This window comes from Paraburkholderia pallida, from assembly GCF_004524855.1.
Classification (GTDB): domain Bacteria; phylum Pseudomonadota; class Gammaproteobacteria; order Burkholderiales; family Burkholderiaceae; genus Paraburkholderia; species Paraburkholderia oxyphila.
Window position 1 is genome coordinate 233,145 of the sequence record NZ_CP038152.1, and the last position, 19,892, is coordinate 253,036.

Below are 19,892 nucleotides of genomic sequence, written 5' to 3' on the forward strand. Positions count from 1 at the left end.
GAGGACGCGTGCGCCTCTCAGATCTGGCCGACCACACCGGCGACGAGGTAATTCATGCTTTCGAGCGCGATATCGGTTTGCGCGTAGTTCGTGCCGGCTGCGATGGCATTGCCACCCTTGTTGTCCTTCATCGGCCCCTTGAAGATCACGTACTGGCCGGCCAACATCTGCGCCTTGACCGCGTCCGCGTTCTGCTTCGCCTGCGGCGTGACCTTCGCACCGTAGGGCGACATCTTCACGAAGCCCTTCTTGAGCCCGCCGCGCAGGATGTTCGGTACGGGCTTGCCGCTCTGTGCGGCGGTAACGAGCGCCTTGTACGGCGTCACCCAGTCCCACTCGGCGCCCGTGAGATAGCCCTTCGGCGCGAGCGCCGCCTGGCTCGCGTGATAGCCGCAGCTCATCGCGCCGCGCTTTTCCGCGGTCTCGATCACGACCTTGGGCCCGTCCACGTGGCAGGTGAGCACGTCGCAGCCCTGATCGACGAGACTGTTGGCCGACTCCGCCTCCTTTACGGGCATCGACCAGTCGCCGGTAAAGATCACGTGCGTCGTGATCGACGGGTCGACCGACTGCGCGCCCAGCGTGAACGAGTTGATGTTGCGCAGCACCTGCGGAATCGGCTTGGCGGCAACAAAGCCCAGCTTCTTCGTCTTGCTCATGTGACCCGCCACGACGCCGTTCAGATACTGGCATTCGTCGATATAGCCGAAGTAGCTCGTGATGTTCGCGGGGTTGCCGCTCTTCCAGAGGCCGCCGCAGTGCGCGAAGCGGACCTTTGGATATTTGGCGGCCATCTTCAGCACGTGCGGGTCGAAGTAACCGAACGACGTCGCGAAAATGAGCGTCGCGCCGTCCTGCTCGATCATGGCCTCCATCGTCTTCTGTGCCGCCACGGTTTCGGGCACGTTCTCCTCTTCGACGACCTTCACGTTCGGCAGCTTCTTGATGATCGCGGCGGCCTGCGCCTGTGCTTGGTTGTAGCCATAGTCCCCGCGCGAACCGACGTAGATGACGCCGACCGTCAGCGGCTCAGCGCCGAAAGCCAGCTCGAAAGGGAATGCGCTGCCGAGAGCGAGCGCGCCTGCGCCTTTGAGAAAATCGCGACGATTGCTCATGGTTGGACTCCTCGTGATTCACGCTATTTGATGAACGTTTAGCGGCTGGACTGTGCTTCGGTTTCTGCTTCGGCTGGATTTGCCAGCCACGCGCGCCAGCCGCCGAACGAAGTAATGTCGCGCGCGCCGCTGGCCGGCCCGACCGCCGCCGGCTCGCAGATGAAACCCATGACCGTGCGTCCGTCCGCGGTCACCACGCTGCCGATGCCAAGCGGTGCTGGGACCTGTGCGACAAATGCCCCGAAATTTCGCAGCGGCATCTCCCACAATTCGATTTCGATTGCCTCACCCGCCTCCTGCGGCGTGTGGACCAGCGCGGGCTTGGGTGGCATCGTGCGGGCGAGCGCATACAGACGGTATTGCGACGAAGTCCTGGTCGTCTGAGCGAAGCGTGCTCCCGCTTCGAGCAGTTGCCAGCAGAGCGGTTGGCCGCGCAAATGAGCGCCGACCACCGCGAGCAGCACCGTTTGCTCCTGGAACGGCAATGGCGTGGCGGTGATTGCGGCAGCATCATCTGCGCAGGCGTCCGCCATGAAGAGCGCCTGGATCTGCGCGCCGAGCACGGCGAGCCGCTGGTCAGCGCCCGCAGGGGCAATCAGCGTCACGCCGGCCGGCAGGCCGTCCGCGCGGCGCACGCCGGGCACGGCGAGCGCACACAGGTCGAGCAGATTGACGAAGTTGGTGTAGACCCCAAGCTGGCTGTTCGCGCCAATCGGGTCCGCGCGCACATCGTCAAAAGTCGGATGCGTAGGCGTGGTCGGCACGATTAGCACATCGACCTGCTCGAATATCCCTTCGACCTCGCGGCGCAACGCGGCGAGTGCGTACTGGCCGTTGAATGCGTCGGCCGCACTGTAGTTGTCCGCCTTCGCAATCACCTCGGCGACCACCGGATTGATGTCGGCACGATTCGTTTCAAAGAAGGTGCCGAGGGCAGCACGCCGCTCAGCCACCCACGGACCGTCGTAAAGCAGTGCCGCAGTGCGTTGCATCGGTTCGAACGAAACACGCACCGGTGACAGACCGAGACGGGAGGAAATCGAATCGAGTGAGGCGACAAAGGCTCGTTCTGCCTTTACGTCACCGAAAAAGGTCAATGGCTCGGGCACGGCCAGACGCAGCGGCACATGCGCAAGACCGAGCGCCGGCACACAGCGCGCGAAGCCATCCTCCTCGTCGTACTTTGTACTTTGCCATTTGCAGCAGAACCTGCCAGGCATCGCCGACGTCGTGCGCGAAGATCGACACGCAGTCGAGGCTGCGGCACGCCGGCACCACGCCACGCTTGCTCACGAGACCCGGCGTGGGCTTGAGCCCAACCAGCTCGTTGAAGCCGGCGGGCACGCGCCCGGAACCGGCTGTATCCGTGCCGAGCGCGAATGCCACGAACCCCGCCGCGACCGCAACGGCCGAACCGGAACTCGAGCCGCCCGATATGTGTGCGTCGGACTCGAACTGACGCACGCCTCCATACGGCGAACGCGTGCCTACGAGACCCGTGGCGAACTGATCGAGATTGGTCTTGCCGACGAGGATCGCTCCCGCATCGAGCAAGCGGGCGACAACGAAGGCCGAGGTCGCCGGCGTGTACGCGAACGCATCGCAGGCCGCGGTGGTCAGGAGACCGGCAACGTCGATGTTGTCCTTGATTGCGAAAGGCACACCGAAAAGCGGCATCCGGTCAAAGACAGCCTGACCATGACGTTCGAGCGCGCTTTCGAGCACGGTGATGCGCGCGGCGAGGTTGGCCGCGCTCACGCGCGAAATCCAGACCTCGGGGCGGCCGGAAGCATTGATGCGTGCGGTCAGTGATTCGATGACCTCGCGAGGTGCGGTCTCGCCACTGGCGTAGGCGTCGAGCAACGCACGAACCTTGAAGGGAGCGTTCTGAGACATGAGTCCCATCTTGAATACAAGTTGGCGCTCATCAGAGCAGCAACTGTGCCAAGTTCCGACGCCTCGGTCTGGAACGCTTGCAGGACAAGGGTTTTCGCCTCAACGCGAGCGAGTGTTCGATATCCGGTCAATGACCCATCGTGGTTCGCAGCATGTTCAACTTGGTGCGCCACTCCCTTGGATTGGTGCATTACAGAAAGCCTTCGTGGCATGTCGGCAAAAAAGGCTGAGGATCGACCAGCAACCGCTGGCTATGGATTGGCTATTTCACGGACTTGCTCGTCTTCTATCTGCAGGCCAGTTGGTTGCCCACGCTGATGCAGCGTTCTCCATTCGCTTCGCGTGAGTCGGCTTCGATCGCCGCGCTGCTGCCATTTGGTGGAGTGCTCGGGACAATCGTAATGATTGATAGCACCGGCCCGAAAATTTCTTCACGGGCGATGGCCATTCGGTAAGCAGGAGCTTTGACACTGTCGTGGTCGCTGCACTGACTTCGAGCAGCCTCTCGCGCAGGCCATCCGACAGCGCCAGATGACCATACCGGGTCATCGACTCGATCAGCGTCGAAATCACGGCCTTCAGGCGCTTCCTGCACACCCGGTCAGCAGCTTCCCATAGCGTGATCAGCGCCGCGCGCACCTCGTCGTTGTAACGCCTTTGCGGGCCCGGTTTGGCCTTCGGTGCACAGTACCCGGATCGCGTGCTTGCGGTGATAGCCCGTTAGCCTGAGAAACTCCTCAAGGATCTGGCGCTTGCCATCCCGGCTCGCTCGCCGGTAACGCTCGCCGACTGCTTCTATCAATTCCCGGCGTGTTGCCATGCTGAGTCGCCTCGCCATAAGTCACCCCTGCCAGCCCTCTGGCAGGTAGCAAAATACATGAGGCAACAACCACGATCGGGTAACAAATATCCTGAGTCAATGCGCCGGCCAAAATGATTGTCGCCGCGCATCAGCTCAGGTGAAAAGCCGGGAGCACGTCAATCGGTCCGTAATTGGTCGCAAAGCTAACATTCGTATTCATCATCAGGCGATCCACGAACCACGCCGGCCCATCTCGTCTGATGGGCCACTTTTTATCTACGTCCGACACGCGAGACATGCCGGACGTCCACCGACGCCGCGGTTTCGCGAATTTTCGCAATGGAGGCATGGATGGGTCGTTGCACGGGGACGACCGTCTGCCCCCATCGCGGGTCGCCGCGACTCCGGGATTTTTACTGGCGACTGGCGTCAATTGTCCTGGTCTGGCTCTTCGGACGCGGCAGCATCATCGACCGACAACCGGGCAAGCAATCCTCCGATGTCGTCGATCGCGACGGGCTTGACGAGGTGGGCGTCGAAACCGGCTTCCCGGGAGTGGCGCCGGTCTTCTGCCTGCGACCAGCCGGTGAGTGCCACCAGCAGATAGCGCCCGTCAGCCCGCTGCGCGCGGATCCTCCGGGCGGCCTCGTAGCCGTTCAACCCTGGCAAACCGATGTCGAGCAGGATCAGGTCGGGCAGCAGGGCCGCCGCGTCCTCAACTGCCCGGGACCCATCGTACGCAATGTGGACATCGTGACCTAGCATTCGCAGCAGTGTGGCGAGCGAGTCAGCCGAGTCATGGTTATCGTCAACAACCAGTATGCGGCGGCCCTGTGCCGTCGACTCTGCGTGTCCGGGTCGTTTCGGGCGCTGTGGCTGCGACCGTTGCGCTTCAGTAAGCACGGGCAGCCGCACCACGAATTCGCTGCCCTGGCCTGCGCCAGCGCTGTGGGCGGCCACAGCCCCGCCATGCATTTCCACCAGCGTCTTGACCAGTGTCAGGCCGATCCCCAAGCCGCTACGCGTGCGTTCCAGCGAATTATCGGCCTGCGCAAACATGTCGAAAATGAGTGGCAGTTGCACTTGCGAAATGCCGATGCCGTTGTCGCGCACACGAACGAGTGCATCGTCCCCTTCGCGTTCGAGGCGCAGTTCGATCCGGCCGCCGCCCTCGGTGAACTTGCTTGCGTTGCTCAGCAGATTGCCGATCACCTGCAGCAGGCGCACAGGGTCCCCGTCGACGTAGATCGGCTCGGGCGACACGCTGACCACCAGCTCCTGCCGCATCGCATCGCATTCGCTGCGGGCAGCCTCGGCAGCGTGGTGAGCCAGCGAGTTCAGTTCGACCTCACCCCGGCGCAGTTCGATCTTGCCGCGACTGACGCGGCTCACGTCAAGGAGCTCATCGACCAGCCGAACCATCTGCGCCATCTGGCGTTGCATGATGTCGACCGCGGACCGATCGGCCGGCGTGCGTGTGCCCGACTGCTGCAGTATCTGCAGGGCGTTGCGGATCGGCGCAAGCGGGTTGCGCAGTTCGTGGGCGAGTATCGCCAGAAATTCGTTCTTGCGCCGGTCGGTTTCGGCAAGCCCGGCGGCGAAGGCTTTCAGCTCGTCCTGCATGCGCCGGCTCTCGCTGATGTCGCGCACCACTCTCGATATGCCGATCACCCCGCCGTTTGCGTTGCGAAGCGGCGAGATGGCGACCGACAGGTGCACCCGCCGCCCTTCCCGGTTCGTGATCGCGGTTTCGACATGGGCGATGCGCTCGCCCCGCCGCATCCGTGCCTGGACATCGGCCTCGCCGTTATCCTGTGCGGACGGCATCAGCCGCGCGAGAGGCGTGCTGATCGCCTCATCGGCGCGCAGCCCGAAAATCCGTTCCGCACCCGCGTTCCATGTCGTGATCACGTCGTCAAGGGTCGTGCTGATGATCCCGTCGTCGGAGCATTCGACAATCTCGGCCAGCCGCGCCTGGACCTCCCCCACGCGGGTGCGTTCGGTCACGTCCTCGAGCGCCAGCAGGATCAGTCCCGTCTCTTCCCCGTTGCGAACGATGCGGCGGGCATTGAGCAGCATGGTCCTGCGGCCGATCGCGTCGAAGGTCGCCTTGACCTCGTAGTCCTCGAAAGGCTTGCTCTCGGTGAGCACCTGCGCGAGCAGTGCGTGCAGCTCGGGAACGTTCCACTGACCGTTGCCCAGTTCGAAGAGACGGTGCCCCTGCGCATCGGTTGGCATCTGCCCGAACGTGCGATGGAAGGCCCGACTCGCCAGCTGGACGCGCAGCTCGCTGTCGAGGACCAGCAGCGGGTCGCGCGCTGTTTCGATGATGGCCTGGGCGTAGTCGCGTGCGTCGCGCAGCGCGGACTGAGCGAGCTTTGCGGCGTGAATGTCCTCGAGCGCGAGCACCGCGCCGTCGATCCGGTTGTCCGCGGTACGATAGGGCAGGACCCGGAACGCGTACCAGTGACCGGCTCCGTCCTGTACCTCGTGTTCGCGCATCTGCACGGTCTCGATGACCTCGCCCAGCAGCGCTTCAAGACCGGCAGTCGGCACGGGAAGTCTGATCTGGCTGGCCGGGCGGCCGACGTCGCTGGCGTGCAGGTGCAGCAGTTTCGTGGCGGGCGGGGTGAACCGGCGCACGCACAGGTCACTGCCGAACACGACGATCGGAACATTGACGCTGCCGAGCAGGTTGGTCATGTCGTCGTTGAGCCGGACGAGCTCGGCGTTGCGGACCTGCAGCTGTTCGTTGACCGTCGTCAGCTCCTCGTTGAGCGATTGCAGCTCCTCCTTGGCGGACTCGAGTTCCTCATTGGTGCTCTGCAGTTCCTCGTTCGACGACAGGATCTCCTCGTTGCTCGCCTTCAGCTCCTCATTGGCGGCATCCTGCTGCTCGATCACCGACTGCAGGTACTCGCGCGTGGAGGCCAGTTCCAGGCGTAGCGATGCCAGTTCATCGCCAGGCGGCTTCGCCGGCGCCGCGCTGGCGGGCGCCGCCGGCATCGGACCGGTGCGATGCACAGGCTCGGCAAACGAAATCAGGTAGCAGCGCTCCACCGCATTCGGCAGTTTGACCGGCATCACGTGCAGATCAATCTCCCGCTCGGCCGCTTCGGTCCGCACGCGTATGCCCTGACGGTGCACCGGGACGCCCTGCTGCTGGCTCTCGGCGAGCGCGGCACGCAACCCGACGAACAGCCCCTCGCGCGCCATCTTCAGCAGATTGTGGCTCGGCTCCCCGGGTGCCGGGGCAAGGAATGGGCCGGTCTGGCCGCGAAACTGCAGGATGTCCAGATTTTCGTTGACCAGCACGCCAGGTGGCGCGTACCGGGCCAGCGCGACGCGGTCAGCCTCGCGTTGCCAGTCTGCGACCGACATCGCGGGTGTCGGGGCGACGCTTCGCCCGGGCGCCACGACGGTTCGTTCAGTGAGGAAGTAGGGATACGACCGGGTTGCGGTTGCCCTTTTCGCGTAGATGCGGTTCGGCGGGTCGACGGCGGCGAAAAGCACGTCGAATGAACCGATGGTTTCAGACGCACCGAGTACGAGAAAACCGCCCGGGTTCAGGGCGTAATGGAAAGTCGGGATGACGCGTTTTTGCAGCGACGGCGCGAGGTAGATCAGAAGGTTGCGGCAGCTGATCAGGTCGACCCGGGAATAGGGGGGATCGGCTGCCACGTTCTGCCGCGCGAAGACGATCATGTCGCGCAGTGAGGGGGACACGCGATAGTGGCTGTCCTCCCGGCTGAAAAACCGGTTGAGCCGGCCGGCCGGCACCTCCACCTCGATGCTGCCCGGATACAGCCCCTGACGTGCCTGCTGGAGCGACATCGTATCGCTCAGGTCCGTGGCAAAAATCTGGACCGGCAGCGGGGCGCGATGCGTCTCCTCGAGAAATTCCGTGACGACAATGGCCAGCGAATAGGCTTCCTGGCCGGTCGAGCAGCCCGGCACCCAGATGCGCAGCGGCGTGCCGGGCTCCCTGTTCTTCATGATCGCGGGCAGCACGCGTTGTCTGATCGCATCAAACGCGTCGGGGTCCCGGAAGAAGCTCGTGACGTTGATCAGGATGTCGTGGTACAGCGCCTCGAGCTCGGTGCGGTCATCTTTGAGTCTGGCAACGTACTCGGCCAGACTCCCGAGGGAGTGCAGCACCATCCGGCGCGTGATGCGCCGCCTGACAGTCGTATCGCGATAGTTGCCGAAATCGACCTTGAACGCCACCTGCAGCCGGCCCAGGATCTCCCGGTAGTCCCGGTCTTCCGCGACAGTTTCGGGTTCCGCTGCCCGGGCAGAGGCGACATAGGGATGACGTCCGATGCGCGCCAGTTCGCGCGCCATGTCCGCGGGCGCCAGAACCATATCGATACAGCCCGAGCGGATCGCATTCAACGGCATGCCGGCATGGGCTGCGCTCTGTTCGTCCTGGGCAAACGTGATGCCGCCGGCAGCCTTGATCTCCTCCACGCCCAGGGTCCCGTCGGTGCCGGTACCCGAAAGGATCACGCCGATTGCGCGGGCCTGGCGGTCTTCGGCCAGTGACTTGAGGAAATGGTCAACCGGCAGATGCACGCCGCGCGCCTCGCCGCGTGGGCTGACCCGGAATTTACCGCCGGCCATGGCCAGCGTCGTGTTGGGCGCAATCACATAGATCTGGTCCGGTTCGACCGGCAGACCATCAAAGGCCTCGAGCACGGGCATCTGCGTCACTTCGGCCAGCAGGTCACGCAATCTGCTTTTGTGCTGGGGATCGAGATGCTGCACGATGACGAAGGCCATGCCCGTATCGGCAGGCAACTGTCTGAGGAGTTTGCTCAGCGCCTCCAGTCCACCAGCCGACGCGCCGATGCCGACCACCGGCCCAGGGTTTTCCCGGGCACGGTCTTCCCGTTGGTCAGCAGGGACGGCGGACCGTGGTGGTGAGACCACGGACGGTCGAGACGTTTTCCGGCTCATACACCATGCTCCAGCAGGCGAATCGCTGTTGCTGCCCGGCGCGACTGGCTCCAACGGGTTTCGACGAGGCCGAACGTGCAGTCGACAATTGAGCGGACCGAACGCAGTGGCACGGCGGGAATCCTCGCATCTATCGGGTGGCTGTGGAATCCGGCGCGCTGCCTGGATGTCGGGTCGAGAGTCCTGGGACGTAACCCGCGGTGCGCGATCGCCCTACCTTCACGGCGGCTCGCGCGAAACGCGTTCGGGCTCATCTTGCTGCAATTCGCTGTCCACCTTCGCTACTATACTTCGCCGGCGTCGGAATGGAGCCCGACCAGCCAATGGGCAGATCCGTCCCGGCTGTCAAAGGGCTTTGGCTTCACTACGCCCACGATGGCGGCGAAGACCTGTTTGCTCATTCTTCGGAAGTGGAGGCCGAGGGCTTCAAGTCTCTCAAGGACGGGCAAAAGGCGAGCGTCGTGGTCAAGCAAGGTCCGAACGGAAAGGAGGTGGCCAACATTCAGCCATCCTGACAAATTAGCGCACTCGCTGCACGCAAAAGAATGGTCCGCCTCGGCGAACCATTCCTTCCTAGCTATGCGCCGTGACACGGTCTCCCCAAGTTTGCTGGTTTCGGACATGAACCGGCAACAGGCGTAGGCGGACATCACGTGCGCCGGAATGAACGACCAGCGTACACGAGAGTTGGGCTTGTCGGGTCGCGGTTACAGCGCAATGTGCGCCAGGCGCATGCTAGCCGCGTCGTGCAACCCCGGGTTCAACGCTTTTTTTGAATTATTGCTTCGCCGTCTTCGCCGCTTTTTCGACTGACTGGTCAGCCGCTTCAGTCACCTCCGATGCCCCTTTTGTTGCGGCGTCCAGGTTACCTGGCGCGACTTCGACTACCTGCTTCGTTGCCTTTTGAACGCTTTCCTGAGCGGCGCTGGCCAGCGCGATAGCTGGTTTCACAAATGCAATTGCCGCTTCGGAGCCGACCGGGGCGTTTTGCGCCCTGCTTCCCGGTGATCTTGACGAAGGATTCCACGGTCTCTGGCAATGGCTGGTCTGCTCGTGCCGGCTAGCGCCCGCTCCAGCTCGGCCAGTGGGTCTACGTACCGCTCGATCGCCCCCCACGCCACCGCCCATGGCTAGGCACCAACCAGCATCTGTAGTACTTCCTCGCGCGCCATGATGGCCTACAGTGCGGCCGGACTTTCGTCGTAGGCGACGATTCAAGCTTCACGAAAAAAGAAGCCGCGGGTAGGCTCTCCCGCGGCCTGTTCCATTTGCAGCGCCGAAGTCCCTCCTGCGCCATCGCATCATCCTTTCACAAATATTACAGCATGAACAATAGGCGTATACGCTGCGGCGCAGAATCGCAGTGAGCGCCATGGCCACTCACTGGCCCCGCCGCTTGCGCAGCCGAAACGTTGCCGTATGCCAGCAGCAACCTTGCAAACAGAAGCCAAAGGCGCCTTCTGCACCCTATTTTGAAGTGATCGTTTAAGCACAGATCTGTGCCCCCCATTCAGCGCGTGGCGCAACTAAAAGCAAATATCTAGGCATTGGCTTGACGCATGACGTAGGCCTCGCCTAAGCCACCTTCACGCACTCATCGAACGCCGCGAAGCTCTGAAAGGGCGCGTCTCAAGTCGGCGCTGCGACTCTAAATAGCCCGTAACGATCTCCGATACGTGGAAACGGAACGAGACTCCCCCGCTCAGTGCTGCGATACCTAACGGAGCTTGAGATTTGAATCGAGCAGTCCGTGACAACGCCCTGCTCGGCGCGTGCAATGAACTCTACGGAAAGGTCGCGCATGTTGCCGGTGCTTTCGCCATGTTTGCCGGCGTTGGCCTTAGCTGGTATCTGATCGTCGCGCTTCGCGCTTAGCCCCGTAAAGGCTCACCTATGAGGATGCCTTATGTTTTCTTAGTAATCCTGCTCGTTCGGTTGTGGGTTTCTACGATGGATTCATCGCGGGGTCGCTTTGGTCGACGATCTGATTCCTCGATCGCCAGGCGCGCGAGCACGAATTCGCCGCTGACGCGCCCTACCTGCGCGTCCGGGAATGACCGCCATGCGTTGCCAAGTCCGCGGCTACCACTGCGCCACGTGCCGCTGCTTGAAGCGAAAACTCGACGAGTACATCCGCTACCGGCCTGCCCGGTTTGCGGCCGTCGCTCGTACCACGTCGACCGGTGGATGAATCGCCGCAACACCACGCACATGGCGTGTACCTGCGCGGGCTACTGGTTCCCGCACCGCCATGGCTCGCTGTTCTGCTGGAACCGCGCAGACGGCTCTCAGCGATACCCCGGCGATCCGAATTTCGCCTACTGCAACTACGACGGCCTCGCGGCCGCATAGAACAGTTTCGCGACGGCCCCCCGTGGGTGACGTTGTGTGTGTTGGCCGGCGCCCGTATGGGCTGGTCCTCTTTAGGGCTACAGGAAAATGCACATCCGTTCACTCGTCACTTCGCGGTTTGCGGGCATTGATTTCCCTGTCTATGTCGCGTCTGCAATCCCGGAATGCGGCCTCGAACGCTTCCTCTGCACTACGGAACGGACCGTCAACATGACCTTCCATTGCAGGTTGACGCACTCGGCTACTCGGAGCTTCCTGGTACGTGACCGGCTGAACGATGTAGAACTGAGTCGCGCCCATTCTGTTGACTCTGCTTTTGACGAAGACCTCCATCGTCCAGCCTTCGTAGATCTCGGTATGGGCTTCCATGCGGTATTCAGTGGAACATTTCGGGCGATCGTAGCATGAACACCTCTATGCCCAAGACTCCAGCATCACTCGCAGTCGCTGCGGCGCATTCATTCGGCAGGCGAGAGACGATCTCTGCCAGCAAGAGCCGCGCTATTTTGAGGCCCGCAGTAAAAGGAACCCCTCTAGCTGAAGCTTCGCCGATTGCGCAATCTGATCACCCGCTCGATGGATTGCCTACAGACCCTAAAAGCAGCGCGAAAAGCATCATCAGGACTATTAAACGGACCAGAGCAACCGCTCGCCACGATTGCTTGATTCTGCCGGACTACCGAAGATTCCCTGTATGTGACGGGCTCCACGATGTAGTACTTTGCCTCGCCCTTCGAGGTGAGCCTGCTTTCAACGACTGCCCGCATTTGCCAACCATTAAAGGTGTCGAGGCGCGTTTCCATAGATCCTCCCATCTAGAGTCGGAAAGACCATCGTGAGATCGAAAGTACGATTCCCGAACCTATGGTGCGCCTAATCTTGCACGATCACAAGGCATATATAACGAGCGCGATGGCAGAGGTTTCGCCATGCCAATGACAACACTACCGGCATCAATCGCAGTCGCGGCTACTGTGACTGCGGCATGCCTCTCGATCCTCTCAGGTTGGCAGCGCGGCGGCTTGCTCGCCGAGCGCGTGCTCTGGATCGCCGTCGGCGTCGTGCTCGTCGTCGCCGCCCTCGCTGACCCGGGGACTGGTGCCATGATCATCATCAGGCTTTCCGCCGCGCGCACCGACCTGATCGCCGGGCTCGCCTTCGCAGGTGCGCTGGATTGCTTGCCTGTTTCGCCTGGGTGCGCGCACTGCGCCCGGTGCCAGTGGCTGAAACCCCCGGTAACGCCCGTGGCAAAAGGCAGTCACGCCGAAGTAGTAACGGCGGTCACGCCGGAAAGTAACGCCGCCCCGACGGCTGTGGATCCCGTTATCGCGCCCGCCGCCGAGCGTTAGCCAGTGCTGGAGTCACCGGCCGCCGACCAGTCCGACGACGTGACCCGAGTCCGGGCCGCAGCCACCGCTGGCGAACTTCGCCGACCGTGATCGGGATCCGGAGGTACCTCGGATGCTCCCAGGCTCGGGCAGCAGCAGTCCGCAAGCGAATTGATCCAGTAAAGGAGCCGGCGTGAATCTATATGTCGCGTCGCGCGGCCATATGCTTCGTGACAACGATTCCCTGTTCGAGAGTTTCATCCTCAGTGGGGTACTCGATCCCGCTATCGAATATGGTTTCCGTGACTCCGTCGCCATGAAACTCGCGGTGAACAACGGTAACCGTATGGTCTCCGCCAACAAGTGGCACGGTGGTAACGACGAATTCGTGATTTCCGACAGCAAGCTCGCGCGTCGCCATGACAGCCCCCTTTGAGATCTGGGGAATCCTAGCATGAGCGCAATAATCAGCCCCTGCTGCAACTATCGCTACCGCTTCGAGCGAGTTCGCGCAGCTGGCATCGTCGCCGCCTCCTGCGGTATCAACCCGTCACGCGCGGATGCAAGCGTGCGTGACCAGACCGACCTGAAGTGGACGTGCTTCGCGCACCGCTGGGGCGCCCGCAAGTACATCGCCGGCAACCCGTTCGCGTACCACACCCCGTACGTCGAGGATTTGGTTGCGGTTATCGACCCGATCGGCCCGGAAAACGATGTCCACCTTGCGCGGATCATCGCCGATGCCGACGTGCTCGTGCCGTTCTGGGGTGACCGCAAGAAGCTGCCCGGGATTCTGCGCCCAGTCTCGACGCCGCCGCAGCGATGCTCCGCGCGTCTGGTATGCCCCTGCAGGCGTTCGGCCTTACGAAGGGGGAGATCCGAAGCATCCCTTTATGCTCGGCTACGACACGCCACTCGTCGAATGGCATGCAGCCTGATTCCCACCTCGCACTGCACCGAGATCTAAATGTCACATCTGTCCTTTCCACGTCACGACTTTCTGCTGGAGCGGTTGTGGAAAGGTCTGGGGCAAACCATCCCGCTTGCCTGCCAGGACTGGGCCAATACCAAGGCAGCTTATCGCTTCCTGGACAACGAGCGCGTCAATGAGCAGGACATTTTGAGCGGGCATTCTCAAGCGACGGCGCAACGCTTTGCAGTAACGGAAGAACCTCTCCCAGTCCGTTGAACCAATGAAATTGCACTGGCCCAACGGACTGATATGACTTCACGAGTCAATGGGATCGGTTTTCAGCTTCCTGAGTACATGTCATGTGAATTTCCTGAGGGCGACGTAGCAGTAAATCTCGACGGTGGATCACACTGATATTCGCGGGTTGGCTACCGCATTACAGAGGTCTACATGAACGCCCCCCGTTTGCGAGGGTTTTCGCATGTGTTGAGTGACAGGATAGGTTGCAGCTCTACATTCGGCCTTTTTGCAGCCTGCTTCGCTGCGGGCCCCGATGAAATCCGCTAACTCGCGCCTCATTCCGTCCTCGAGCTCAAGGCTCTCTCTGTAATCCAGGCTGAGCTTGCCCGCAAAAAATGGATCCCTTGCTGAGTGTGTAAGACTCACGCAAGGAGGAAGGAAAGATGGGTAATCCGAGAGCACGGTACACGCAGGAATTCATGATAGAAGCCGTGCGCATGGTCCGGGGCGGCCAGAGCATGGCGGCGGTGGCAAAGATATTGGGTATCAGCCCTAAGACGCTGCACAACTGGGTCAAGGCCGATACTGCTGGCAAGCTGAACGGCGCGGGCAAACAGGTTTCTGCTGAGCAAATGGAGATTGCGCGGCTGCGCGCGGAGTTGGCGCGCGTGAAGATGGAGCGCGACATATTGGAAAAAGCAGCGGCGTACTTCGCGAAGGGGTCGGCATGAAGTACGCCTGGATTGAGCGTCACAGCCGACAATGGCCGGTTTCGTTGCTCTGTCAGGCGCTGGGCGTCAGCCCCAGTGGTTACCACGCGCGCAAGGCCCGGGATATCGATACGGAGCGCCCGCGCCGGCGCATCAGCCACGACTCCCTGCTGGTCCACATCAAGGCCGTGCACGCGCAATCCAAAGGCGAGTACGGCTGGCCTCGTGTGTGGAAGAAGCTGCTTGCCCAGGGCATTCGTGTTAGCAAGGATCGTGTCCAGCAGCTCATGAAGCTGCACGGCATCAGGGCGAAGACCAAACGCCGCTTTAAGGCCACCACTGACAGCAACCACAGCCTGCCGGTCGCGCCGAACCTGCTGCAACGCGACTTCTCGCCCGGCCGCCCTGATCAGGCCTGGAGTACGGACATCACCTACCTCTGGACTGAGGAGGGCTGGCTGTACCTGACAGTCATCCTCGACCTGTTCAGCCGTCAGGTAGTAGGCTGGTCGATGCAGCCGCACATGCGCACGGAACTGGTGTCTGAAGCGCTGCGTATGGCGTGGTTTCGCCGCCGGCCGCAAGCGGGCCTGATCGTTCACAGTGACAGGGGTAGCCAGTATTGCAGCCGGGAGTTCCAGGACCTGCTCAAAGGCTACGGTATGCGCAGCTCGATGAGCCGTCGAGGAAACTGCTGGGACAACGCGCCGACCGAGAGCCTGTGGGGATCGCTCAAGCGTGCACGCATCCTCGGTCAGCGCTTTGCAACGCGTCGCGAAGCGATGGACGAGGTAATTGACTGGTTGAGCTTCTACAATCATTCGCGCTTGCACTCGACGTTGGACTACGTCAGCCCGATGCAATTCGAGCAGGACTGGCACGCCGCCCAGAATCAACGGGTGGCATAATCTGCACCCAGTTAAGGGATCCGAAATTCGCGGGCAACGTCAGGCTATGCGAGTTCCGGTCCGACCTGTCATGTCATCACACTCGATTGCCGCCGCAACCTTTGGACGCGCCATCCGTCCTGTAAGGGGTTCATTGCTCCATAAAACGTCCCGCGATCACGCCGTTTTGCTGACGTAGCCTTTTTCGTACGACTTCCCGTGGGCAAGCACGGCCCAGATGGTGCGGGCCATCTTGTTCGCGATAGCTACTATGGCGACGTTACGATGTCGCCGTTGGGTGAGTTGTTCGATCCATGCGCCCGGCTCCCGAGAGTGCGACAGTACACTTCGGGCGCCGTGAACGAGCAAAGTTCGCAAATATGTATCACCTCGCTTACTTATACCCAGTAGGACGGTCTTGCCGCCGGTGCCTACCTGCTTGGGTACCAGGCCGAGCCATGCAGCGAATTCGCGGCCGCTCCTGAACGCTTTCGGATCGCCCATTGTCGCGACGGCGGCGGTGGCAGTCAGAAGCCCGACGCCCGGGATCGCGGCAATTTTCCTGCATGCTTCGTCATCCTTAAGCCATGCCTGCAGGCGTCGCTCAATTTCGGCAATCTGCCGGTCGAGATCCTGAAGGTCATTCCACTGTTCGCGCAGTGACTCGATCAGCATTGCCGGTAGACGACCGGCGAGCCGCTCCAGTACCCCTGGGATTGCTTTATCCAGGGCCGCCCGGCTCTTGCCCATCACTTCGCCATATTCGGTCAGCAGACCGCGCAGGCAGTTCATCTGCATGGTGCGGAACTTGATCTTCTGTTGCCGTATCCGGTGCAGAGCAAGTACGGCTTGCTGGGCTTCCGTCTTGACTGCCACAGATTTGCCCGGCATCTGCGTGGCTATCCAGATGGCGCGGGCGTCTGCAGCATCGTTTTTATTGCGAATGTTGAACGCCTTGGCGAACTTAGCCGGTATCAGCTTCACCTGATGTCCCATTTCCATCAGTCGTCTGGCCCAATGCTGGGCGCCGCCGCATGCTTCCATGCCGATCAGGCAGGGAGCGCGATTCGCGAAGTGCTCCAGAAATGCCGCTCGCTTGATTGGCTTGTTGATGATCTCCCCGGTCTCCGGATCCACCCAGTGCAACTGCATCACGTTCTTGGCGATATCGGCACCAACTATCGTATAGTTCATTGTGGATCCTCCGGTTTGCCTTGGGAAATCGTCATGATCTCCCACCTTGGGCACTTTGATGCCGTCGGCCCGCGAGGATCCACCTTCCTGCATTTCCTCACCGGCCGTGGTGGGGGCGTTCATTCCATCCCGTCCAACGAGCCTGCCGCTATCTAGTGCCGCAAATCGGATGTTGTCCGTTGCGTAGTCCACGCGCGGGTTACTCGCATGCCGGGCTACGCCGCCTTCAGGAAACTCTTCCTCCAGTGGTTAGGGTGAGGTCAAGTGGGTTCAGGTGTTGCATTAGGCTGCGTGCACCTCGCGCGGTACAGCGAGCGACATCGCCAGCCGGCTGATGTCCCAGATGAACCCGCTGAGTTCGCGGGCGACGGCGACCACCGCGATGTTCTTCTCCTTGCCACGGGCGATGAGCTTGCGATAACGCCGACACAGTCGCACCTGCGCGTCCCAGGCGCGATCGATGATGGGCTTGGGGATGCCTTCATGTCGCCGCTGAATCTCGGGGCTCACACGTGCCGGGTGCTGGTATCTCCAGGCAGCCTCGACTAACAACTTTCTTGCATAGCTGTTACCCGTCTTGGTGATGCTGCCTTGGCGCCGTTTGTTGCCGGAGGAATGTTCTGACGGGGTAACGCCGAGCCAAGCCATCAGTTGGCGCGGGTGCGCGAAGCGTGAGAGATCGCCTAGCTCGGCGAGCATGCCCACGGCCGTAGTGAACTGCACACCGCGCATGGCCTGCAGGCCGAGGACCGCCGGATAGAAGCGCCAGTTGAGGACCGCCTCGCGCAGGGCGGCTTCAAGACGCTCGCATTGCGCGAGGCGGTCCTCAATCGTGCGCCGAAGCTCGTCGAGCGCGAGTTGCTGCCAAAGGTTGTCGAATGAAAACGCGCTTACCCAGCGACGGTGCGCGGCCCCCCAGTCGGCACGACCCACATAGCGCACACCATGTGAGAGCAGGAAGGCCTTCAGGCGTTGACGTGCACGCTTCATATCGTCTTTGGCGCTTACCCACGCACGTGCCAGATCACGGAACGCTTCATCGTCTACGGTGGGCACGTAGACGGCCGACAGGTCGCCGGTGCGGAGCAACCGCACGAGTTTTATAGCATCGCGCCGGTCAGTCTTGACGCGCTCGCCGGGCTTTCTGGGAATCAGTGACGGTGCGCACACCATGCAGTCAAAGCCCTTCTGCACGAGCTGACGGTAGAGCCCATAACCGCACGGACCCGCCTCGTAGACGACGCGTATGCGGGGTGCTTTGGACTGCAGGCGTTTGCACAGGCGATCGATGTCGGTCTGCGTCGTCCCGATCTTGCCAAGCAGTTCGACCTCGCCCGAACCGAGTGCGTACGCGACCGTGATCGAGTCCTTGTGAACGTCCAGGCCGACGTATAGCGTGCTATCGTGTTCCATGCTGGCCTCCGTGCGGGAAATCGCCGGGTGTGGCACCGTCCACACCGTGCGGCTCTGGCAGTAATGCTAACCCGCGTTTGATTCCTCACGGCAGGCCAGCCGTCTACCTCACGTGAAGTCATACTGCCTAGTGTGCCGTCAAGACCATCAAAATATCCGCATACCATGCGCTGTTCAGTCCGAGCGACTCATCGATATGCACATCCCTGCCGCCCATATCAATGCTCGAAGAATGGACGCCCAAAAGCAGCCACGGCAGTTCCTCAGGCGTCCGGCCGTCCGACGTTGCTCTCAGGACGACAGGTGCACCACTGGTGCCGCGGTGGGTTCGTGCGTCCGTGACGAAGCAGCCCTTCCCCTGAAAACGCAGGCCGAATGCCGATGCCAGCACACCTTGCCGAACGATGGACAAATGCTGCAGCGAGTCGTGGAACCCGAGCGGAAAACCAACGATCAGCAGCGACGCCCCAATCGGCATCGCATCACCCGGACGCGGCAGATGACCGGGGCCGAATGCCTGAAATCTCGCGCCCGGCGGCAACGCAGCCCTGTCGATCTCCATTACGGCTACATCGATCTCGCCACCATCATCCGTTCCCTGACGCCAGAGAGGATGCCCCGCGGTGTATAACGGAACGGCCAACCACGTGGCAGCGGCCAGGTTCTCAGCGTCGACATGAAACTCGATCTCCAGCCGATCGGGGAAATGTTCACCGGACACGTCAATCATGACGTGCCGGCTGCTCACGAGAAACAGGCGCCCCCCTGTCGGAAGAAAAAGCCGCTTGCATTGGTCAACCGACGCTCTTGCGCAAACGTACATACGCGCTTCACGGCGAGAAGCAGCGTGTCCGCAGCCCCTGTGGAATGCGACTCCGCAGCGCATAGCAGAGACGCCTCAAGGCCGCCGTGTGGCTGGGCAGGTTCTCTGCCGGGCGGAATTAGTACGGAAAGCAGGTCAACCAGGGCATTGTGCTCGGGCCCGTACCTCTCCGACGATAGAAACGCCGCAACCGCAAGTTCCGATACGACGCCCGACGACGCCGAATTCGGCACGTTGCGCACGACGGTAGTTTTGTGCCCACCGCGGCACAGAAGCCATCTATCACCGTTAGAACTGCGATAGAATTCGAGTGCATCCTCGCTCGATCCAGCTCCGGAATCCGGCTCGGTCATGCAAGAATTCATCGACACTCCTGATGTGACCGTGATCACAATGACCGATGGAATCGCGAGACGCAACTCCATGACACGACAGAATCGCCCCGATCATCCTGTTCGCTGGCGCGCGAGCGCATCCTGACGCGTGGTCTGCTGTGGTTGGACCACTCAAGCGGATTCCCAGATGGTGCGATCAGCCCCGTCACCATCAATCAACATTTCGGCGTAGGCCACGGACGCGCGCCGTGCGTCGCCGGCATTCAGGAAAGGACGCTTGCCGGGCACACGGAATAAGCGGCTCCGGGGACTGTCTATCACGGAATCTGGTTCGCTGATACGAATCGACGCGTCGAACCCCTCCTCGTAATTGTGACCATATCCCGTCTGGGTCGGGCGATGGGGATACACGAGCAGGGCAATATCGAGACCTCGATAATACCGAATGGTTGTCATCAGGTAACTCCTTCTGGCCACAGCACGCAACCGTTTTTTGATCACTTGCGATATCCGAAACGGCTGATGAGCCACAGCAACGAGGCGGAGCGGCCCGACGCGGGTTTCTTGGCGTAAAACTCGGACACAGGCAAGACAGTGATTTAAGCGGCTTCGCGACGGCCCTGCCAGCGAGCGTCGTGCCTCACATCGGCAAGCGCTCGCGCAGCCGGCATTCCGCTTACGTCTGCTGGATCGAACACCGCGCAGCCCTGAGCTAACGAAGCGGGGCACTGCCAGCCTCGCCTTACATTCGCCACATCATGGGGGGGGGCGCATCAGTCGCATGTGCGACGCAGCCGGTATCCTGGATCCGCCTCATCGCGCGACAAGCGGGCGTGGGGTCGGTGAATGTTCTTGAAGAACTCGCCACGTACAGTGGAGGAGGACCGAGGCTGATAGCCGTCATCAGGTCATCTTAAATAGCCGA

Annotated in this window: 14 protein-coding genes and 2 pseudogenes; 7 read left to right on the forward strand and 9 right to left on the reverse strand. The window is 61.7% G+C overall.

Features of this window, described 5'->3' with window-relative positions:
- Positions 1 to 17: 17 nt before the first annotated feature.
- The 3 genes and pseudogenes from E1956_RS43640 to E1956_RS43655 all read right to left on the reverse strand — a co-directional run bounded on the left by E1956_RS43640 (position 18) and on the right by E1956_RS43655 (position 8,673).
- On the reverse strand, positions 18 to 1,115 hold the full coding sequence (locus E1956_RS43640; protein WP_134760104.1) for a BMP family ABC transporter substrate-binding protein: 1,098 nt from the start codon (positions 1,113 to 1,115) through the stop codon (positions 18 to 20).
- A 38-nt stretch (positions 1,116 to 1,153) separates the two neighbouring features.
- Positions 1,154 to 3,011 (reverse strand): annotated as a pseudogene (gene atzF, locus E1956_RS43645) (allophanate hydrolase).
- Positions 3,012 to 4,242: 1,231 nt separating this feature from the next.
- Positions 4,243 to 8,673 carry a chemotaxis protein CheB gene (locus E1956_RS43655; RefSeq protein ID WP_167760337.1) on the reverse strand — a complete coding sequence of 1,477 codons (4,431 nt, stop codon included), beginning with the start codon at positions 8,671 to 8,673 and terminating at the stop codon, positions 4,243 to 4,245.
- 441 nt (positions 8,674 to 9,114) lie between these two features.
- Here E1956_RS43655 and E1956_RS43660 point away from each other — a divergent pair.
- Positions 9,115 to 9,287: pseudogene (locus E1956_RS43660) on the forward strand (cold-shock protein).
- A gap of 262 nt (positions 9,288 to 9,549) precedes the next feature.
- Here E1956_RS43660 and E1956_RS43665 read toward each other — a convergent pair.
- On the reverse strand, positions 9,550 to 9,723 hold the full coding sequence (locus tag E1956_RS43665) for a hypothetical protein (protein ID WP_269467651.1): 174 nt from the start codon (positions 9,721 to 9,723) through the stop codon (positions 9,550 to 9,552).
- A gap of 1,236 nt (positions 9,724 to 10,959) precedes the next feature.
- Between E1956_RS43665 and E1956_RS46560 the strand changes: the two genes are divergently transcribed.
- The gene (locus E1956_RS46560; protein ID WP_167760338.1) at positions 10,960 to 11,124 is read left to right on the forward strand and encodes a hypothetical protein; all 165 of its coding nucleotides are present in this window, start codon (positions 10,960 to 10,962) and stop codon (positions 11,122 to 11,124) included.
- 99 nt (positions 11,125 to 11,223) lie between these two features.
- On the opposite strand, the gene E1956_RS43670 is transcribed toward E1956_RS46560, so the two are convergent.
- Positions 11,224 to 11,493, reverse strand: coding sequence for a hypothetical protein (locus tag E1956_RS43670; RefSeq protein WP_134760108.1), 270 nt, complete (start codon positions 11,491 to 11,493; stop codon positions 11,224 to 11,226).
- A gap of 653 nt (positions 11,494 to 12,146) precedes the next feature.
- On the opposite strand from E1956_RS43670, the gene E1956_RS43675 reads away from it, so the two are divergent.
- The 5 genes from E1956_RS43675 to E1956_RS43700 all read left to right on the forward strand — a co-directional run bounded on the left by E1956_RS43675 (position 12,147) and on the right by E1956_RS43700 (position 15,223).
- On the forward strand, positions 12,147 to 12,473 hold the full coding sequence (locus tag E1956_RS43675; protein ID WP_134760110.1) for a hypothetical protein: 327 nt from the start codon (positions 12,147 to 12,149) through the stop codon (positions 12,471 to 12,473).
- Between the two features lie 172 nt (positions 12,474 to 12,645).
- Positions 12,646 to 12,888 (forward strand): hypothetical protein, encoded by a 243-nt coding sequence (locus tag E1956_RS43680; RefSeq protein WP_134760112.1) that lies wholly within the window; start codon positions 12,646 to 12,648, stop codon positions 12,886 to 12,888.
- Positions 12,889 to 12,906: 18 nt separating this feature from the next.
- Positions 12,907 to 13,419, forward strand: coding sequence for a DUF1643 domain-containing protein (locus E1956_RS43685; RefSeq protein ID WP_335930062.1), 513 nt, complete (start codon positions 12,907 to 12,909; stop codon positions 13,417 to 13,419).
- The gene (locus E1956_RS43690; protein WP_232072599.1) at positions 13,420 to 13,641 is read left to right on the forward strand and encodes an IS4/Tn5 family transposase DNA-binding protein; all 222 of its coding nucleotides are present in this window, start codon (positions 13,420 to 13,422) and stop codon (positions 13,639 to 13,641) included.
- 407 nt (positions 13,642 to 14,048) lie between these two features.
- A protein-coding gene (locus E1956_RS43700; protein ID WP_134760114.1) for an IS3 family transposase occupies positions 14,049 to 15,223 on the forward strand; the annotation gives its coding sequence in 2 pieces (ribosomal slippage) (positions 14,049 to 14,307 and positions 14,307 to 15,223; 1,176 coding nt in all).
- 156 nt (positions 15,224 to 15,379) lie between these two features.
- Here E1956_RS43700 and E1956_RS43705 read toward each other — a convergent pair.
- From E1956_RS43705 to E1956_RS43720, 4 genes are all read right to left on the reverse strand, one after another.
- Positions 15,380 to 16,396, reverse strand: a complete 1,017-nt coding sequence (locus E1956_RS43705; protein ID WP_134760862.1) for an IS110 family RNA-guided transposase — start codon at positions 16,394 to 16,396, stop codon at positions 15,380 to 15,382.
- A 282-nt stretch (positions 16,397 to 16,678) separates the two neighbouring features.
- Positions 16,679 to 17,809, reverse strand: coding sequence for an IS110 family RNA-guided transposase (locus E1956_RS43710; protein WP_134760116.1), 1,131 nt, complete (start codon positions 17,807 to 17,809; stop codon positions 16,679 to 16,681).
- Positions 17,810 to 17,936: 127 nt separating this feature from the next.
- Positions 17,937 to 18,539, reverse strand: coding sequence for a trypsin-like peptidase domain-containing protein (locus E1956_RS43715; protein WP_335930063.1), 603 nt, complete (start codon positions 18,537 to 18,539; stop codon positions 17,937 to 17,939).
- 599 nt (positions 18,540 to 19,138) lie between these two features.
- Positions 19,139 to 19,423 (reverse strand): hypothetical protein, encoded by a 285-nt coding sequence (locus E1956_RS43720; protein ID WP_134760118.1) that lies wholly within the window; start codon positions 19,421 to 19,423, stop codon positions 19,139 to 19,141.
- Positions 19,424 to 19,892 lie beyond the last annotated feature (469 nt).

Bases quoted from the DNA above. Each gene is read 5' to 3' on its own strand.
- E1956_RS43720 (WP_134760118.1), bottom strand. From the start codon at position 19,423: ATGACAACCATTCGGTATTATCGAGGTCTCGATATTGCCCTGCTCGTG.
- E1956_RS43670 (WP_134760108.1), bottom strand. From the start codon at position 11,493: ATGGAAGCCCATACCGAGATCTACGAAGGCTGGACGATGGAGGTCTTC.
- E1956_RS43690 (WP_232072599.1), top strand. From the start codon at position 13,420: ATGTCACATCTGTCCTTTCCACGTCACGACTTTCTGCTGGAGCGGTTG.
- E1956_RS43640 (WP_134760104.1), bottom strand. From the start codon at position 1,115: ATGAGCAATCGTCGCGATTTTCTCAAAGGCGCAGGCGCGCTCGCTCTC.
- E1956_RS46560 (WP_167760338.1), top strand. From the start codon at position 10,960: ATGAATCGCCGCAACACCACGCACATGGCGTGTACCTGCGCGGGCTAC.
- E1956_RS43705 (WP_134760862.1), bottom strand. From the start codon at position 16,396: ATGAACTATACGATAGTTGGTGCCGATATCGCCAAGAACGTGATGCAG.
- E1956_RS43715 (WP_335930063.1), bottom strand. From the start codon at position 18,539: ATGATTGACGTGTCCGGTGAACATTTCCCCGATCGGCTGGAGATCGAG.
- E1956_RS43685 (WP_335930062.1), top strand. From the start codon at position 12,907: ATGAGCGCAATAATCAGCCCCTGCTGCAACTATCGCTACCGCTTCGAG.
- E1956_RS43710 (WP_134760116.1), bottom strand. From the start codon at position 17,809: ATGGAACACGATAGCACGCTATACGTCGGCCTGGACGTTCACAAGGAC.